Origin of the sequence: Deinococcus aetherius (assembly GCF_025997855.1) — a bacterium.
Classification (GTDB): Bacteria; Deinococcota; Deinococci; order Deinococcales; family Deinococcaceae; genus Deinococcus; species Deinococcus aetherius.
The window spans coordinates 1,733,417-1,749,193 of the sequence record NZ_AP026560.1; the positions used below are offsets into that span (position 1 = coordinate 1,733,417).

Here is a 15,777-nt window from a genome sequence, read left to right on the forward strand (position 1 = left end):
TGGAGCGGCGCCACGGGCGCACGGCCTGTTCCTCAGAAGGTTGCGTTCCGTCCTTTTCCAATCCGGGTCGGGTATGTTAGACTTCTGTTTGTTTATGGAGCCTCCCAGTTCTGGCTCTGGTCTGACGCCCGGTGAACTCCGCCTGCGGGCGGCGTTTTTGCTGTGGCCCCCCTTACCGGCGACCGACGCCTCGATCCTGCCCGCCAGGGGTGGGGATGAGGTGGGCAGCCTGTGCCGCGCGGCACGCCGGGGCGCGATGGAGCGCGCCAACTGATGAATGATTGGATCGGAGTGGCCTCGCTGCTCTTTCTGGTACTCGCCAACGGGTACTTCGTCGCGGTCGAGTACGCGCTGGTCAGCGTACGCCGCACCAAAATTGACCAACTTGTCGAGGAGGGCAACCGGCCCGCGCGCATGGTGCAGCGGGTCCTGGGCAAGCTCGACCTCTACATCGCCGCCGTGCAGCTCGGCGTCTCGATGATGAGCCTGCTGATCGGCTTTATCGCCGAGCCTGCCATCGAGCACCTCGCGGAGCCGCTGTTCACGGGGGTGGGCCTGCCCGAGAACTTCCAGCGGCCTGCGGCCTTCGCGCTCGCCTTCATCCTGTCCACCACCTTCCACATCGTGCTGGGCGAACTGGTGCCGAAGTCGGCGGCGTTGCAAAGAAGCGAGCAGATGGCCCTCTCGCTCGTGCGGCCCCTGGTGTTTTTCACGGCGATCTTCCGGCCCGTGATCCTGGGCCTGAACGCGCTGGGCGGCGCCGTGCTGCGCTTGATCGGCCTCAAGGCGGTGGCGGGGCACCACACGGCGCACTCGGAAGAGGAAATCCGCATGATCGTCAGCGCGTCGAGCCAGGAGGGCGTGCTGGAGGAGGACGAGAAGGAACTCGTCTACAACGTCTTCGACCTCTCGGACACGACCGTGCGCGAGGTGATGACGCCCCGCATCGACATGGTGGTGGTGGACGGGGCGGCTCCCCTGCGCCGCCTGCTGGAACTCAACACCGAGCACGGCTACTCGCGCGTGCCCGTGTACCAGGACACCGCCGACAACATCGTCGGGATCGCGCACACGGGCGACATGCTGCGGCACCTTCAGGAACTCGACACCATCCGCATCGCCGACAGCATGCGCCCGGTCTTCTTCGTCCCCGAGGGCATGAAGATCAAGGATCTCCTCGCCAAGATGCGCGAGAAGAAGTCGCACATGAGCATCGTGGTGGACGAGTTCGGCGGAACCTCGGGCCTGGTCACGCTGGAGGACGCCCTGGAGGAGATCGTGGGCGAGATCTACGACGAGACCGACGAGGACGAGGTGCCCCTGATCGAGGTGATCGGCGAGGGCGTGTACCTGATGAACGCGAGCCTCACGGTCGGCGAGGTCGAAGAGCGCCTGGGCACCAACCTGGAGGACGGCGAGGGCGAGTACGACACCCTGTCGGGCTTCATGACGAGCCACTTCGGCGACATCCCGGAGATCGGCCAGAGCTTCATCCACGGGGGCTGGGTCTTCACCGTCGAGGACGCCGACCGGCGCCGGGTCAACCGGGTGCGGGTCGAGCACGCGCCCTACGTGGACGCCCTGGAGCCGCAGGTGCAGGAGGAGAGCGCGCGTGAGTGAGGCCGTGACCCCCGACCCGCAACTCCTGGAGGCCGCCAGGGTGGCCTTCCGGCAGGCCTATGCCCCTTACAGCAAGTTCCGCGTCGGCGCGGCGCTGCGGACGCCCGACGGGCGGGTCTTTTTCGGCGCTAACGTCGAGAACGCCTCGTACGGCCTGGGCCGCTGCGCCGAGCAGAGCGCCGTGCAGGCGATGGCGACCGCCGGGGCACGCGAGTTCACGGACCTCGTGGTGTACTCGGAGGCCAGCCCGCCCGCCAGCCCGTGCGGGGCGTGCCGCCAGATCCTCTTCGAGTTCGCCCCGGGCGGCCGGGTGGTGTGCGTCAACCAGCACGGCGACGTGGTGAGCGGGCGCGTAGCGGACTTCCTGCCGCACGGCTTCCGGCTGGAGCAGCGGGACGACGGGCACCCGGTGGGGACGGAGTAGATGGGGAGCGAATAGCTACACTGGGGCATGACCGCTCACCTCCAGATGGACGAGCAGGGCCGGGTCCTGATTCCGCAGGAACTCCGGGAGGCCTTGGGCTTGCGGCCCGGTGAGACGCTGGACGCCGAGGTGGAGGGGGGACGGTTGGTCATTCGCCCCGCCGTGAGTGAGGCCCGTCTGGTGGAGTTCGAGGGCCGTTTGGTCTTTGTGGGTGGGGCACCTATTACTCGCGACCCGGTGCAGGAAATGCGCGAGCAGCGGTTACGGGAGCTGATCGCGCGAAGCAAGTGATATATGTTTTCGCCACCGGCACCGTTCTGGCGGCACATTCGTGAGGTTATGGGCAACCAGCTCGGTCCAGTGGCAAGGGCGCCGAAGCTGCCCTTGAGGCGAGTGCGACGGCCCTCGTCACCCTGAATTCCAAGCACTTCCGGCGGCTTAGGGCGGACGTGGAGCGGTTGGTCGTCGCGCGCTGAAACGAAGAGGAGGAGGAGCAGAACACCCTCCGATGTCCCCGGGGCACGTCCATGATGTCAACGACAGGTCCAGTTGTCGGAAAAGACGGTCTGACGACCGAGGAGCTTCAGGCTGGGCAGGGCGTAGCGTGTGACTTCTCCCCCAGTCCTGACGCACACACTCCGAACACCCAGCCTTAAGGGAGGATCACCGTCAATCTCCGTTCCCGGCGTGACGGTGCGCACACCTCCCACAGGGTTCCAGAGCCGCAACGTGTTGTGACTCGCGCCCAGCAGGTACTTTCCGTCCGTGGTCCAGAGCAGGCCCAGAACATCACTGTTCTCCAAGTCCAACACCGACCCGTCAGGCCGTGCCAGCCGCACGGCGCAGCCCATAAACTTCGGCACCTCCCAACAGAAGCGCACCGCAGCGGCCCTATGTCCTGGCGAGTACAGGGTCTCTACGTGGTACCAGTTGACGTCCGAGTGGTCTGGTTCGGTGGGAGGGGCCACCGTCACAGCCTGCCCTCCTGGAAACGGCACCGTATGGATCAGGCCCGCCACAAGAAGAAAGGCCAGCACGCCCCATTTTAACTCCGTCCCCTGGTAGCGAGGAAAGAACGCCGAAGGGGGAGAACCTCCTCGGCTCTCCCCTCCCCGGCAGTCATGACACGACTTCCTCCAGCTCTCCCTCAGTCGTGCGCCGCCGCGAACTGCTGCGCCTCCGTGCTCCCCGCCAGCGCCGTCGTGCTGCTCTGGCCGCCGCCCGCCGCGTTCGCCACAAGGTCGAAGTACCCGGTCCCCACCTCGCGCTGGTGCTTGACGGCGGTGAAGCCCCGGTCCTGCGCGGCGAATTCCTTCTCCTGAAGCTCGACGAAGGCGCTCATCTGGTGGCGGGCGTAGCCGTGGGCCAGCTCGAACATCGAGTAGTTGAGGCTGTGGAAGCCCGCCAGCGTGATGAACTGGAACTTGTACCCCATCGCGCCGAGTTCGCGCTGGAAGCGCGCGATGGTCTCGTCGTCGAGGTTCTTCCTCCAGTTGAAGGAGGGCGAGCAGTTGTAGGCGAGGAGCTTGCCGGGGAACTTCTCGTGGACCGCCTCGGCGAAGCGGCGCGCGTCCTCCAGGTTGGGCACCGAGGTCTCGCACCAGATCACGTCGGCGTAGGGGGCGTAGGCCAGCGCCCGGCTGATCGCCTGCTCGATGCCGGGGCGGACGTAGAAGAAGCCTTCCGGGGTGCGCTCGCCCGTCGTGAAGGGCCTGTCGTTGTCGTCGATGTCGCTGGTCAGGAGGTTGGCGGCGTCCGCGTCGGTGCGGGCGATCAGGACGGTAGGCACCCCGCACACGTCGGCGGCGAGGCGGGCGGCGTTGAGGGTGCGGATGAACTGGGAGGTGGGCACCAGCACCTTGCCGCCCAGGTGACCGCACTTCTTCTCGGAGGCGAGCTGGTCCTCGAAGTGGACGCCCGCCGCGCCCGCCTCGATCATCGCCTTCATCAGCTCGAAGGCGTTCAGGGGGCCGCCGAACCCCGCCTCCGCGTCGGCCACGATGGGCACGAAGTAGTCCACGTCGTCCTTGCCCTCGGCGTGCTGAATCTGGTCGGCCCGCCGCAGGGTGTTGTTGATCCGCCGCACCACGTCGGGCACCGAGGAGGCCGGGTAGAGGCTCTGGTCGGGGTACATCTGCCCGGCGTTGTTCGCGTCGGCAGCGACCTGCCAGCCGCTGAGGTAGATCGCCCTCAGGCCCGCCTTCACCTGCTGCATCGCCTGGTTGCCCGTGAGCGCGCCGAGGGCGTTCACGAAGGGCTCTTCCCTCATCAGGCGCCAGAGTTTCTGCGCCCCGTGCCGGGCCAGCGTGTGCTCGATGGGCAGGCTCCCGCGCAGCCGCACCACCTCGTCGGCGGAGTAGTTGCGCCGGATGCCCTGCCAGCGTTCCTCGGTCTTCCAGGTCTTCTCCAGAATCTCGGCGTGGGTGCGGGGGCCGTGCTGCTGGGTGTTGGGGGTCATGGCGTTCCTCCTGTGAAGGGGTGTGAGGAGCGGCCCTCGCCCGAGCGGGGCGGGGTGAGCGGCTGCTGGAAGCGGCGACTTCTATTCCCGATCCGGTGGGATGGGCTGGATGAGGGCATTGTGCCTCCCCCCGGCGTGGCCCGGAGGTGGTGTACCCGGCGCACGGGGAGGTACACCACTTCGGCAGGTACACCACCCATCGACCCAAAAGACGAACGCCCCACCTCGACGCGGAGATGGGGCGCTGGGGAGGACTGGCTTTAAACCTTGACGCTCACGCCCAGCCAGGCCTCCAACTCCCGCTCGAACTCGGTGTGCCGGTCGTGGTCATAGAGCAGGCCGTGGAACCCCGCGATCCGGGCGGCGTCGATGTTCTCCTGAACATCGTCCACGAAGGCGACCCCGGAGGCGGGCACCTCCATCGCGCCTTGCAGGGCGGCGAAGGCGTCGGGGTGGGGTTTTTTCTGCCGCAGCTCGTTGCTGAAGACCAGGGCGTCGAAGCGGGCGAAGCGCGGGTCGCGGCGCAGGTGGTCGCTGACGACGGGGTAGTTGTTGCTCAGCAGGCCCACCCGCACGGAGCGGGGCAGCGCGGCGAGGGTGGCGTACATGGGCAGGTTGTCGTGGACGCTGCCGAGGTACAGCGCCTCGAACTCGTCGTAGGGCAGGGTGATCCCCGTCTCCTCCTGCATGACGGACCAGAATTGGGGCAGAGTCCACTCCCCGACCTCCAGTTGCCGGACGTGCCGGAAGTAGCTCTCCCGCACACGCTCGACGGGCACGCCGCTTCGATCCGCGATGTTCTGGGTGGAACGCCCGTCGAAGGTCCCGATGGTGAAGACGCCGCCCCAGTCGAAGGCGACGTGGCGGGGAGCCAGGGTCGAATCGGTCATGGGGCGATTCTGACGCAGCTTTCCTCGCCCCGGCGGGCGGCTGTGCAGACGGACGGGGCCCCTCAGTCCTCCAGCAACAGGCCCCGGCGCGTCCAGGCGGCGACGTTCAGCGCGTGGAGTTCCTGCCAGGCGCGCAACCACCCGCCCTCGCCCGTCAGCCTGCCCCCTCGCCCGTGGCGCAACACTCCCGCGCGGTGGGCGGTGAGGAGGTCGGGTGGCGGGGCACCCGGCAGGGCGCGCACGTCCACCTCCTCGCTGAGGGCGGGGGCGGGGGGCTCGGCGGTCGTGCTCAGGACACAGGCGACGCCGCTGGCCCGGTCACGCAGCCAGGTCACGGCCTGCACGAGCGGCGGGGCGGGGCGGGGCGAGTCCGGCGTCTCGCTCCAGCGCAGGGCGAGGGCCACGTCCGGGCCCCACAGGTAGGCGCGCAGGTGGCGCAGGTCGGGGAGGGCCGGGGCGTAGTACACGCCGAGCGGTTCGGCCCCTCCCCCACGCAGTTCGGCGTCGAGGGCGGCGAGGGTGCGGGCCTGCTCCGGGCTGGAGCCCCAGGCACGTTCCTCTAACGCCTCGAAGCTGAGGGCGGTGTGGATGGGGGGACCGGGCAGCGGGCGGCCTTCCAGGCGGGCGCGGCTCACGTCGGGGAGCCTGCCCTGCGCGGCCCCCCCGCCGAGCAGCGTCTCCAGCTCGTCGGCGGTCAGGGCACAGAGGTTGAGCCGGGCGGGCATCCCGGCAGCATAACGTGACCCCCACACCGGGGGAGGCCCACGGCCACGATTGACCACCCCGCCTATACTCCCGCCATGACCGGCATGAACAGCACCGCCCCGACCTACGCCCAGGATGTCGAGGCGGTCGCGGCCAAACTCGGCAACCATCCCGGCCCCATCGTCGTCCTCAGCCACGAGAACCCCGACGGCGACGCCCTGGGCAGCGTCCTCGGCCTCGCGCGGGCGCTGCGGGCACTGGGCAAGACGGTGATCGCCCCGATGGACGTGCCCCGCTACCTGCGTTTCCTGCCCGAGCCCGGAGAGCTGAGCGAACCCCTCACGAACTGGCCCGGGAACCCCCTCGCCGCCGTCCTCGATGTGGACAACAACGACCCGGGGCGGGTGGCAGGCGCCGACCTGACGACCTTTACAGGCGAGGTCGTCAACGTGGACCACCACGGCACCAACCGCAGGCGGGCGGCAGCCCTGATGGTGGACCCCGCCCAGCCCGCGACCGCGATGATGGTCGCCGACCTCGTGGACGCGCTCGGGGCGCCGTGGTCGGAGGCGATTGCCACCCCCCTTATGCTCGGGATGATTACCGACACGGGCTCGTTCCGCTTCAACAGCGTGACCCCGACGACCTTCGAGACCGCCGCCCGGCTCCTCGCGCACGGGGCAAGGCTCGGCTGGCTCAACGACCAGCTCGGCCAGAACCCACGCACCTATTACCTGCTGCTGCGCGAGGTGCTGGGGACCCTCGAATTCCTGCACGGCGGGCGGGTGGTCCTCGCCCGGGTGGACGAGGCGATGCTGACGCGGGCGGGCGCGACCTGGGAGGATGTGGAGTCATATGCCGGACTCCTGCGAAGCGCGGAGGGCGCCGAACTCGCCGTCATCGCCAAGGATTACGGCGACCGGGTGAAGCTCTCCCTGCGCTCGCGCGGGCCCGTCAGCGCGCAGAACATCGCCGTCGCTTTAGGGGGAGGCGGGCACGTCCCGGCGGCGGGGGCGACGGTACCCCTCCCCTACCCCGAGGTGCGGGCACGGCTGGACGAGGCGATGGGCGCCGAACTCGCGCGGGTGGACGCGGGGGGCTGAGGGGGAGTCGCCAGTCGCCAGCTTCCGGTCGCCGGGAGCCGCTCGGGCAGGGTTGCGGTCGGCGGCCTTCGAGCAGGGAAAAAGAAAGGGGGCGGACCCACGCGGCCACGCCCCCTCTTCATGTCCTCATTCAGTCCAGCACGAGCTGAATTCCGCCCAGTTCGTCCACCGGTAGGCCCCACCGATTCATCCCGGCAATGAAGGGGTCGGGGTCGAACTCCTCGACGTTGTAGACGCCCGGCTTGAACCACGTCTTTTGCAGCATCAGCATGGCGCCGATCATGGCGGGCACGCCGGTCGTGTAGCTCACGCCCTGGGCCTGCACCTCGCGGTAGCACTCGGCGTGGTCCTTGACGTTGTAGACGAAGTGGACTTTGTTCGGCTCGCCATCTTTGCCGACGCCGCGCGCCTGCACGCCGATGCAGGTCTGGCCGGTGTAGTTGGCGGCCAGCGACTCGGGGGCGGGCAGCACGGCCTTCAGGAACTCGATGGGCGCGATCTGTTGCCCCCGGAAGTTGATGGGCTCGATGCTCGTCATGCCCACCGCCTCCAGCACGGTGAGGTGCTTGATGTACGCTTCCCCGAAGGTCATCCAGAAGCGGGCCCGCCTGATGGTCGGGAAGTTGACGACGAGCGATTCGAGTTCCTCGTGATAGAGGACGAAGCTCTTGCGGGTCGTCACGTTGGGGTAGTAGATGTCCTGCGAGATTTCGAGGGGCTGGGTCTCGATCCACTGCCCGTTTTCCCAGTAACGCCCGTTTGCGGTGATCTCACGGATGTTGATTTCCGGGTTGAAGTTCGTGGCGAAGGCCTTGCCGTGGTTGCCGTTGTTGCAGTCCACGATGTCGAGGTAGTGGATTTCGGAGAAGTGGTGCTTGGCGTGGTGCGCCGTGAAGACGTTCGTGGCGCCGGGATCGAAGCCGCAGCCCAGGAGGGCCATGAGCCCCGCCTGCTCGAAGCGTTCGCGGTACGCCCACTGCCACTTGTATTCGAACTTCGCCTCGTCGCGCGGCTCGTAGTTCGCCGTGTCGAGGTAGTGCACGCCCGTTTCCAGGCAGGCGTCCATGATCGTGAGGTCCTGGTACGGCAGGGCCACGTTGATGACCAGTTCCGGCCCGAAGGAGCGGATCAAGGCCACGAGTTCGGGCACATTGTCGGCGTCCACGGCGGCGGTCGTGAATCTGGTGCGGCTCTGCGGGAAGTGCTCGTGAATCTCGGCGACGATCTTGTCGCACTTGCTCACCGTGCGGCTGGCGAGCAGGACCTCGGTGAACACTTCGTCGTTCTGGGCGCACTTCTTGGCGACGACGTTGCCCACGCCGCCCGCTCCGATGATGATGACTCGGCTCATGTCGGGAGCCAGTGTACCCCGCCCCTTCCGGCGTCGCCCGGTCACGACCGCGTCAGGTTCGCCGCCCAGAATGACGGTCGAGCGGTCCTGGCCCCCCCGAGGTTGCCGCTCGTGTCCCGGGCCGCGCCGTCCCCCCTCCTCCTGGCGCGGCCTTTCCTGTTGGGTGGGGTGCTGTAGCCTGCCCGCCATGCGGACCTTCGTGGGCATCCTGATGGCCTTTGTCGTGCTCGTCGGCATCCTGGTGGTTTACTTCTTCTCCCAGGGACGCGCGGTGCGCGACTACGGGCTGGAGGCGGTGCGGGCGGCACAGCAAGGGGGCCTCTCACCGAACACGCCCGCCGGGGTGAACTGCGCGGAGTTGCTGGGGCGTCAGCCACCCTCCAACGTCGAGCGGTGCGTGGTGCGGGTGGAAAGCGGGCGGCTGGCGGCGACGCTGACGGTGGAAGGGGGGCGGGTGTTTCGGGTGGCGCCCTGAGCAACGGTTTAAGCTCCGGGCATGGACCTCGCCGATCTCTACCTGACCGACGTGCGGGAGCGAATGCGGGGCGTGAAGGCGCTCGGTGAGGGCGCCCTCGCCCAACTTCGAGAGGACGAGGTGGGCGCCGTACTCTCGCCGGGCGGGAACAGCGCGGGAGTCCTCGTGCGGCATCTCGCCGGAAACATGCGCTCCCGCTGGGGCGGCCTGCGGTCGGGCTTCGCCGAGGGGATGGAGGGCGAGACGGGCACCCGTGACCGCGACGCCGAGTTCGAGGAGCGCGAGCTGAGCCTGGCGGAGTTGTGGGCGGAGTGGGAGAACGGCTGGACTGTGTTCCTGGGCGCACTCGACCACCTGACACCCGGCGACCTCACCCGAACGCTGACCATCCGGGGCGAGTCACACAGCGTTCTGTCGGCCATTCAGCGGCAGGTGGCGCACTACAGCGGCCACGTCTACCAGCTCGTTTTTCTGGTCAAGACGTTACGGGGGGAAGGGTGGGAGACGCTGAGCATTCCGCGCGGCGGCTCGGCGGCGTTCAATACGAGGATGCAGCAGAGCCCACCTGGAGAAAAGAGTTAGCCCTCCGGCTCATTCTAAGTACCCCCACTCATTGCTTCTATGAATGAAGACACCGAAAAGTAATTTGACTGCTACTGCTTGCCACGTCGCAACTCTAGGATGGTTTCCCTCTCCAAAGACTTTGCTTGCACATGATATTTTACGTCCCCCATTGCCTTTCCCGCATAGCGAAACGCCCAGATAAAGAATGGTAGGATGTAGACCGACCGACCCAACTGCTCAACAACTCCCCATCCTTCATCATTACGGACGAGTATAACGGTAGCCCACACAACAACCGTGGAATTGATCAGAGCAAGAATTGCATAACAGACGGCTTCAAACATTGGGTTAATGCTAGCTCATACCGAAATCAGCGCCACCAAAAATTGCGCAAAGAGCATACCTGTCTTGCCTCCACCCTATGCCCAATGCTGCGGGACGTTAGCCTGCGGCCATGACCCAAGGCGGCCTGCCCGAGCGTTTCGACATCCTGGTCCACCCTGCCCGCGAGTTGCGCGGGGAGCTGCGGGCGCAGCCGAGCAAGAACTACACGACCCGGTACCTGCTCGCGGCGGCGCTCGCCCAGGGCGAAACCCGCGTGGTCGGCGTGGCGACGAGCGAGGACGCGGAGGCGATGATTCGCTGCCTGCGCGACTGGGGCGCGGGGGTGGAGCTGGTCGGGGAGGATGCCGTGGTGCGCGGCTTCGGGGCTCATCCTCGCCCGGGCATAACCCTCAACCCCGGCAACGCGGGCGCCGTCGCCCGGTTCCTAATGGGGGTGGCGGCGCTGACCGAGGACACGACCTTCGTCACGGACTATGCCGACTCGCTGGGGCGGCGACCGCAGGGCGATCTGCTGGAGGCGCTGGAACGGCTGGGGGCGCGGGTGACCAGCCGGGACGGCAAGTTGCCCATCACCATCAGCGGCCCGGTGCGCGACGGGCTCGTGCAGGTGAGCGCGGAACGCTCCAGCCAGTACGCCTCGGCGTTGATGTTCCTCGCGCCCTTGCTGCAAGGCGGCCTCGACCTGCGGCTGACGGGCGACATCAAGAGCCACGCGCCGCTGCGGCAGACCCTCGACACGCTGGCGGCGTTCGGCGTCACGGCGAGTGCCTCGGACGACCTGAGCCGCGTCAGCATTCCCGGCGGGCAGACGTACCGGGCGGGCCGCGTGCTCGTCCCCGGCGACTACCCCGGCAGCGCGGCGATCCTGGCCGCCGCCGCCCTCCTCCCCGGCGAGGTGACGGTGACAAACCTGCGGGCGAACGACCTCCAGGGCGAGCGCGAGGCGGTGGACGTGCTGCGCGGGATGGGGGCCGACATCGTGCGCGAGGGGGACCGGGTGACGGTGCGCGGCGGGCGGCCCCTGCACGGCGTCACGCGTGACGGGGACGGCTTCACCGACGCGGTGCAGGCCCTCACCGCCGCCGCCGCATCCGCCCAGGGGACGACGACCTGGGAGAACGTGGAAACGCTGCGCCTCAAGGAGTGCGACCGCATCAGTGACACGCGGCGGGAACTCGAACGGCTGGGCGTGACGGCGGGCGAGACGCAAGACAGCCTGACGGTGACGGGAACGTCCCGAATTGCCGGTGGTATCACGGCTGACGGGCACGGCGACCACCGGATGATCATGCTGCTCACCCTGCTCGGCCTGCGTGCCGAAGCCCCCATCCGCATCACGGGCGCGCACCACATCCGCAAGAGCTACCCGGGCTTCTTCCGGCACCTGGAGGAGTTGGGGGCGCGGTTCGAGTATGCGGAGACGGAGGCGCGCTGAGGCGGTTAGGCTGAGCTGTGTTCCCGTCCCACGACGCCCCGCTCACATCGGGGCAACGGTTCGTGCTGCTGGTGCTGACGTTGTTTTTCCCGTTCCTGCTGTTCGTCTGGGCGCTGGCGTTCTTCTGGTTCCGGGACACGCACCCCCAGCGGGCGCGGAGCCTCGCGTGGGTCGGGCGGACCTTCTTGCAAGGGGTTCTCCTCGTGATCCTGATCGCCGCCCTCTTCCAGCTCGCCGCCGGGGTGGTTGGACGGTTCTGACCCACCCTCATCCTTCTCCCCGTCTGTTCTCACCCCGGTATGCTGGACTTTTTTCATGCTGAGCAGAAAAAAGACGTGGGTCCTGGCGGCGGGCCTGGCCCTGGCGGGATGGGCGGGGGCGCAGACGCCGGACCTTCAGGTGCCGAACGGCTTCAAGGTGACGGTCTTCGCCGAGGGCTTCGAGCAGCCGCGCTTCATGGCGGTCGCGCCGAACGGGGACGTGTTCGTCTCTGACCCGGGTGCGGGGACGGTGACGGTGCTTCCCGACCGCAACGGGAACGGGCAGGCGGACGGCAAGACGGTCTTCGCCTCGGGCCTCAACCGCCCGCACGGCCTCGCCTTCCGTAACGGGCATCTGTACGTGGCGAACACGGACGGCGTGGTGCGCTTTCCGTACAAGACGGGCGACACGAAGGCGAGCGGCGGCCCGCAGAGGATCGTCAGCCTGCCCCCCAACGGCGGGCACTGGACGCGCACGGTGACTTTCGGGCCGGACGGGAAGATGTACGTCTCGACGGGCTCCACCTGCAACGTCTGCGAGGAGGAGGACGGGCGCCGCGCCGCCGTGTGGGTCTACGACGCGGACGGGAAGAACGGCAAGCCCTACGCGACGGGCCTGCGAAACGCGGTCGGGCTGGAGTGGTACGGCGGCGCCCTCTACGCCACCAACAACGGGCGCGACATGCTGGGCGACAACATCCCGCCCGAGGGCTTCTACCGGACGAAGGCGGGCGGCTTCTACGGCTGGCCGTACTGCTACACGACGCGGCCCGGGCAGCCCCAGGTCTGGGACAAGGACTTCGGGCGCAAGAATGCCGACACCTGCAAGACCGCCACGCCCGCCTTCGCCCTGACGACCGCTCACTCGGCGCCGCTGGGGCTGGCCTTCTACGACGGTAAGACCTTCCCGAGCGAGTACCGGGGGAAGATGTTCGCCGCCCTGCACGGCTCGTGGAACCGCAGCACCAAGAGCGGCTACAAGGTCGTGACGGTGGACCCGCAGACGGGCAAGGTCAGCGACTTCCTGACGGGCTTCCTGAGCGGGCAGAACGTGCTGGGCCGCCCGGTGGACCTCGTGGTGGCGCCCGACGGCTCGCTCCTCCTGACGGACGACGGCGAGGGGCGGATCTGGCGTATTCAGTACACGGGGGGCTGAGGGGCACCAGGGGGCCGGACGGCGGTGTGGGTGGCCCCCGTCTGGCTTTCGCGTTCCCCGTGCGTCAGGGAGGGCCGCAAGCGCCGCGCTAAGATCGGCCCATGACCATCGCCATCGTGACGGACTCGACCAGCGACCTCGAACCCGAGCTGCGCGCCCAGCACGGCATTCGGAGCGTGCCGCTGTACGTGCTGTTCGACGGCAAGATGCACAAGGACGGCGTCGACATCACGCCGAGCGACCTTTTCCGGGGCCTCAAGGAGGGCAAGAAGACGCCCAGCACCTCCCAGCCCAGCCCCGCCGAGTTCGCCGCTGTCTACCGCGAGGCGCTTCAGGGTGCCGACGAGGTGATCAGCGTCCACATCAGCGGGCAGCTCTCGGGGACGGTGGGAAGCGCGCGGCTGGCGGCACAGGACTTCGGGGGCCGGGTGACGGTGGTGGACAGCCGCTCGGCGAGCCTGGGCCTGGGAATGCAGGCTCTGCGCGCCGCCGAGCGGGCCCGCGAGGGCCGCCCCGCCGCCGAGATCGTCGCCGAGCTGGAGCGGGTCGCCGCCAAGGCCGACATCCGCTTCACGGTGGACACCCTCGAATTCCTGCGGATCAACGGGCGGATCGGGGGGGCGCAGGCCCTCCTCGGCAGCCTGCTCAACATCAAGCCGATCCTGACCGTCAAGAACGGGCGGGTCGAGTCGGCGGGGCGGGTGCGCGGGCACAAGAAGGCGCTGGCGGACATCGTCGAGCACGTCCGCCGGTACGTGGACGCGCACGGCGGGGCGCGGGTGGCCTTCCTCTCCACCCCGGGCGGCGAGGACTACCTGCGGGAAATTCGGGAAGGGCTGCGCGGAGTGAACTTGGTGGACATGGGCGACCACCAGATCGGCGCCGTCATCGCCACCCACGCCGGGCCGGGCACGATGGGGGCGACGCTGGAGCCGCTGACGGCGTAAAGCAAGCTGTATCTTGAGCTTTTCGCCCCTCTCCCCTCCAGGCAGAGGAACCTTCGGGGCTCTCCCAGAGGGTGGTTTTGATCTGTCACGCCGCGTCGCTTTTCTCCGCCCGGGCGAAGATCATGCGGCCCACATTCGTCTGCACGTTGTTCACCACGAGGACGCGGGTGGGCTTGCCCCGGTACTTCAGGCCGTCCTCCACGACGACCATCGTGCCGTCCTCCAGGTAGCCGACCCCCTGCCCCTGCTGCTGCCCACCCTTGGTGACCGTGACGGTAAGGTAGTCCCCGGCCTGGACCTGGGGCCGCAGGGCGACGGCGAGGGCGTGGAGGCTCAGGACGGTGACCCCGTGCAGCCGGGCGATCTTGCCCAGGTTGCCGTCGTTGGTGAGGAGAACGGCCCCCGTCTGCCGGGCGAGCCGCACGAGCTTGTCGTCCACGGTGGGGAGGCTGGGGTCGTCCCAGTCCTCGACGCGCAGGGAACGGACCTCGCGCAGTTCTTCCAGAACGCCCAGGCCGCGCTTGCCGCGCGTGCGCTTCTGCGGGTCGCCGTGGTCGGCGAGAAGTTGCAGCTCGCGGAGCACGAAGCCCGGCACGATCAGGTCGCCCTCCAGGAAGCCGGAGCGGGCGAGGTCGAGGACGCGCCCGTCGATGATGACGTTGGTGTCGAGAATCTTGCCCCCCGAGGGGCGGCGGGCGGGCGGCAGGGCCAGGGGCGCGAAGGCGCCCGCGTGGCGCACCGCGAAGGGCACGAAAAAGGCCGCGAGCAGGGCGGTGGCGAGCACGCTCCAGACCCAGGTGTAGAAGGGCAGGCTGCGCAGCAGGTTCCCCAGCAGCACGCTCAGAAGCAGGGCGACCATCAGGCCGAAGGTCGCCGCCGCCACCGTGCGGGGGGAGAGCCCGCCGTACCAGCGGCCCACCCTCGCGGTCCACCCGGCGGCGAGACGTTCGGCGCGGGGGGCCAGCAGCAGGGCGGCGAGCGCCCCCGCCAGCCCCAGGCTGAGGGTGTTGACGCGCGCCATATCGGGGTCGCCGGCGCCTGCCTCCAGCATCCGGCCCACCCCCAGTCCGGCGAGCAGTCCGAGAGCAATAAGACACAGCCGCAGCACGAGCACGCCCCCGAGTCTACCGCGCACGGCGGCCCGGACGGTGTCCATCTGCGACCGCGCGGGAGCCGCACGCCATGAGAAGCACAAAGTTGACGCTCATGGGAGGCGGGTAGGATGGGCGCCATGCTTCAAATTTCCCCAGCACTCCGCGTCGCGGGTCTGCTTCTCGCGGGCCTTTCGGGAGCCGCCAGCGCCCAGGGCACGGCCGCACCCGCCTCCACCCCGGCGACCCCCGCCCGCCCCGCCGCGTCCGTGTCCGCCGCGACCGCCAAGGCGGCGAGCCGCCTGGCCGTGGAGGTCAGCGGCACCGTCCGGGGCCAGATCGTGTCCTGCCCGGGGGCGCTGCGGGTCAGCGCGTCCGCCGTGTGCCTGTACGTGCAGAACGCGCCCGCCTCCCTGCGTCCCCTGGTGCGCGGCAAACTCGGCGCCCGGGCGCTGGGCGACTGGAAGACGACCCCCAGCGGTAAGGCCAGCTCGCTCCTCGTGTCCTCCACCCCGAACGGCCCGGTAAGCGCTTACGTGCTGCTGACAGGGCTGAGCGACCGCGAGACGCTGGTCGTCGTGGACGCGGCGAACCCGGCCGTCGCCCAGGCGGCCTCGGCCAGCACCGCGCCCGTCGGCGTCGTGAAGGGTCAGCCGTACGTCCTGGGGCGCGACCTCGTCGGCGTGGTGAGCGTGACCTCGCTGGGGGCGGGCAAATTCCGCCTGCTGGGCAGTGGTGGGCAGCCCCTCACCGTCACCGTGGGGCAGAAGACGGCGCAACTGGGGAGCGGCAACGTGGAGCTGCCCCTGATCCCGGCCACCGACGGGCGCAACCTGATCTTCCCGCTCGCCGGGCTGCGTTCGCTGGGCTGCACCCTGACTCCGGCGGGGGCGAACGTGACGGTCGCGTGTGGAACGGCGAGCGTGGGGCTCAAGCCCATCGTGTTTTAGCGA

General features: G+C 68.7%; 18 protein-coding genes. 12 read left to right on the top strand and 6 right to left on the bottom strand.

Annotation, left to right across the window (positions count from 1 at the left end; genetic code table 11):
• Positions 1-94 precede the first annotated feature (94 nt).
• The 4 genes from DAETH_RS08670 to DAETH_RS08685 are packed head-to-tail and all read left to right on the top strand — an operon-like array spanning position 95 to position 2,335.
• A complete protein-coding gene (locus DAETH_RS08670) occupies positions 95-274 on the top strand; it encodes a hypothetical protein (protein WP_264774498.1) in 180 nt (59 codons plus the stop codon).
• A complete protein-coding gene (locus tag DAETH_RS08675) occupies positions 274-1,620 on the top strand; it encodes a hemolysin family protein (protein WP_264774499.1) in 1,347 nt (448 codons plus the stop codon). The genes DAETH_RS08670 and DAETH_RS08675 overlap by 1 nt, the downstream gene beginning before the upstream one ends.
• The gene (gene cdd / locus DAETH_RS08680; protein WP_264774500.1) at positions 1,613-2,044 is read left to right on the top strand and encodes a cytidine deaminase; all 432 of its coding nucleotides are present in this window, start codon (positions 1,613-1,615) and stop codon (positions 2,042-2,044) included. The genes DAETH_RS08675 and cdd overlap by 8 nt, the downstream gene beginning before the upstream one ends.
• Positions 2,045-2,071: 27 nt before the next feature.
• A complete protein-coding gene (locus tag DAETH_RS08685; RefSeq protein ID WP_264774501.1) occupies positions 2,072-2,335 on the top strand; it encodes an AbrB/MazE/SpoVT family DNA-binding domain-containing protein in 264 nt (87 codons plus the stop codon).
• 856 nt (positions 2,336-3,191) lie between these two features.
• On the opposite strand, the gene aceA is transcribed toward DAETH_RS08685, so the two are convergent.
• The 3 genes from aceA to DAETH_RS08700 form a co-directional block, all read right to left on the bottom strand.
• Positions 3,192-4,502: an isocitrate lyase gene (aceA, locus tag DAETH_RS08690; protein WP_264774502.1), complete on the bottom strand. Its 1,311-nt coding sequence runs from the start codon at positions 4,500-4,502 to the stop codon at positions 3,192-3,194.
• A gap of 260 nt (positions 4,503-4,762) precedes the next feature.
• Positions 4,763-5,392, bottom strand: a complete 630-nt coding sequence (locus DAETH_RS08695; RefSeq protein WP_264774503.1) for an HAD family hydrolase — start codon at positions 5,390-5,392, stop codon at positions 4,763-4,765.
• Between the two features lie 62 nt (positions 5,393-5,454).
• Positions 5,455-6,117, bottom strand: a complete 663-nt coding sequence (locus tag DAETH_RS08700; RefSeq protein ID WP_264774504.1) for a hypothetical protein — start codon at positions 6,115-6,117, stop codon at positions 5,455-5,457.
• A gap of 75 nt (positions 6,118-6,192) precedes the next feature.
• Here DAETH_RS08700 and DAETH_RS08705 point away from each other — a divergent pair, with 75 nt between their 5' ends.
• Positions 6,193-7,200 carry a DHH family phosphoesterase gene (locus tag DAETH_RS08705; protein WP_264774505.1) on the top strand — a complete coding sequence of 336 codons (1,008 nt, stop codon included), beginning with the start codon at positions 6,193-6,195 and terminating at the stop codon, positions 7,198-7,200.
• A gap of 130 nt (positions 7,201-7,330) precedes the next feature.
• Here DAETH_RS08705 and DAETH_RS08710 read toward each other — a convergent pair whose 3' ends face one another.
• The gene (locus DAETH_RS08710) at positions 7,331-8,551 is read right to left on the bottom strand and encodes a saccharopine dehydrogenase family protein (protein ID WP_264774506.1); all 1,221 of its coding nucleotides are present in this window, start codon (positions 8,549-8,551) and stop codon (positions 7,331-7,333) included.
• Between the two features lie 187 nt (positions 8,552-8,738).
• Here DAETH_RS08710 and DAETH_RS08715 point away from each other — a divergent pair, with 187 nt between their 5' ends.
• Positions 8,739-9,026, top strand: coding sequence for a hypothetical protein (locus DAETH_RS08715; protein WP_264774507.1), 288 nt, complete (start codon positions 8,739-8,741; stop codon positions 9,024-9,026).
• 21 nt (positions 9,027-9,047) lie between these two features.
• Positions 9,048-9,608, top strand: a complete 561-nt coding sequence (locus DAETH_RS08720) for a DUF1572 domain-containing protein (protein ID WP_264774508.1) — start codon at positions 9,048-9,050, stop codon at positions 9,606-9,608.
• 71 nt (positions 9,609-9,679) lie between these two features.
• Here DAETH_RS08720 and DAETH_RS08725 read toward each other — a convergent pair whose 3' ends face one another.
• Positions 9,680-9,934 carry a hypothetical protein gene (locus DAETH_RS08725; RefSeq protein WP_264774509.1) on the bottom strand — a complete coding sequence of 85 codons (255 nt, stop codon included), beginning with the start codon at positions 9,932-9,934 and terminating at the stop codon, positions 9,680-9,682.
• A gap of 110 nt (positions 9,935-10,044) precedes the next feature.
• Here DAETH_RS08725 and aroA point away from each other — a divergent pair, with 110 nt between their 5' ends.
• The 4 genes from aroA to DAETH_RS08745 all read left to right on the top strand — a co-directional run bounded on the left by aroA (position 10,045) and on the right by DAETH_RS08745 (position 13,733).
• On the top strand, positions 10,045-11,370 hold the full coding sequence (gene aroA / locus DAETH_RS08730) for a 3-phosphoshikimate 1-carboxyvinyltransferase (RefSeq protein ID WP_264774510.1): 1,326 nt from the start codon (positions 10,045-10,047) through the stop codon (positions 11,368-11,370).
• Between the two features lie 17 nt (positions 11,371-11,387).
• Positions 11,388-11,630, top strand: a complete 243-nt coding sequence (locus tag DAETH_RS08735; protein WP_264774511.1) for a hypothetical protein — start codon at positions 11,388-11,390, stop codon at positions 11,628-11,630.
• A gap of 55 nt (positions 11,631-11,685) precedes the next feature.
• Positions 11,686-12,786 (top strand): PQQ-dependent sugar dehydrogenase, encoded by a 1,101-nt coding sequence (locus DAETH_RS08740; protein ID WP_264774512.1) that lies wholly within the window; start codon positions 11,686-11,688, stop codon positions 12,784-12,786.
• A gap of 101 nt (positions 12,787-12,887) precedes the next feature.
• Positions 12,888-13,733, top strand: coding sequence for a DegV family protein (locus tag DAETH_RS08745; RefSeq protein ID WP_264774513.1), 846 nt, complete (start codon positions 12,888-12,890; stop codon positions 13,731-13,733).
• An 85-nt stretch (positions 13,734-13,818) separates the two neighbouring features.
• Here the strand turns inward: DAETH_RS08745 and DAETH_RS08750 are convergent, their stop codons facing one another.
• Positions 13,819-14,847 (bottom strand): PIN/TRAM domain-containing protein, encoded by a 1,029-nt coding sequence (locus tag DAETH_RS08750; RefSeq protein ID WP_264774514.1) that lies wholly within the window; start codon positions 14,845-14,847, stop codon positions 13,819-13,821.
• A 117-nt stretch (positions 14,848-14,964) separates the two neighbouring features.
• Between DAETH_RS08750 and DAETH_RS08755 the strand changes: the two genes are divergently transcribed.
• Positions 14,965-15,774, top strand: a complete 810-nt coding sequence (locus DAETH_RS08755; protein ID WP_264774515.1) for a hypothetical protein — start codon at positions 14,965-14,967, stop codon at positions 15,772-15,774.
• The last annotated feature ends 3 nt before the right edge of the window (positions 15,775-15,777 follow it).

Excerpts from the sequence above, each read along its gene's own strand:
- DAETH_RS08670 (WP_264774498.1), top strand. The coding sequence starts at position 95 with ATGGAGCCTCCCAGTTCTGGCTCTGGTCTGACGCCCGGTGAACTCCGC.
- DAETH_RS08675 (WP_264774499.1), top strand. The coding sequence starts at position 274 with ATGAATGATTGGATCGGAGTGGCCTCGCTGCTCTTTCTGGTACTCGCC.
- DAETH_RS08685 (WP_264774501.1), top strand. The coding sequence starts at position 2,072 with ATGACCGCTCACCTCCAGATGGACGAGCAGGGCCGGGTCCTGATTCCG.
- aceA (WP_264774502.1), bottom strand. The coding sequence starts at position 4,502 with ATGACCCCCAACACCCAGCAGCACGGCCCCCGCACCCACGCCGAGATT.
- DAETH_RS08695 (WP_264774503.1), bottom strand. The coding sequence starts at position 5,392 with ATGACCGATTCGACCCTGGCTCCCCGCCACGTCGCCTTCGACTGGGGC.
- DAETH_RS08700 (WP_264774504.1), bottom strand. The coding sequence starts at position 6,117 with ATGCCCGCCCGGCTCAACCTCTGTGCCCTGACCGCCGACGAGCTGGAG.
- DAETH_RS08705 (WP_264774505.1), top strand. The coding sequence starts at position 6,193 with ATGACCGGCATGAACAGCACCGCCCCGACCTACGCCCAGGATGTCGAG.
- DAETH_RS08710 (WP_264774506.1), bottom strand. The coding sequence starts at position 8,551 with ATGAGCCGAGTCATCATCATCGGAGCGGGCGGCGTGGGCAACGTCGTC.
- DAETH_RS08715 (WP_264774507.1), top strand. The coding sequence starts at position 8,739 with ATGCGGACCTTCGTGGGCATCCTGATGGCCTTTGTCGTGCTCGTCGGC.
- DAETH_RS08720 (WP_264774508.1), top strand. The coding sequence starts at position 9,048 with ATGGACCTCGCCGATCTCTACCTGACCGACGTGCGGGAGCGAATGCGG.
- DAETH_RS08725 (WP_264774509.1), bottom strand. The coding sequence starts at position 9,934 with ATGTTTGAAGCCGTCTGTTATGCAATTCTTGCTCTGATCAATTCCACG.
- aroA (WP_264774510.1), top strand. The coding sequence starts at position 10,045 with ATGACCCAAGGCGGCCTGCCCGAGCGTTTCGACATCCTGGTCCACCCT.
- DAETH_RS08740 (WP_264774512.1), top strand. The coding sequence starts at position 11,686 with ATGCTGAGCAGAAAAAAGACGTGGGTCCTGGCGGCGGGCCTGGCCCTG.
- DAETH_RS08745 (WP_264774513.1), top strand. The coding sequence starts at position 12,888 with ATGACCATCGCCATCGTGACGGACTCGACCAGCGACCTCGAACCCGAG.
- DAETH_RS08755 (WP_264774515.1), top strand. The coding sequence starts at position 14,965 with ATGCTTCAAATTTCCCCAGCACTCCGCGTCGCGGGTCTGCTTCTCGCG.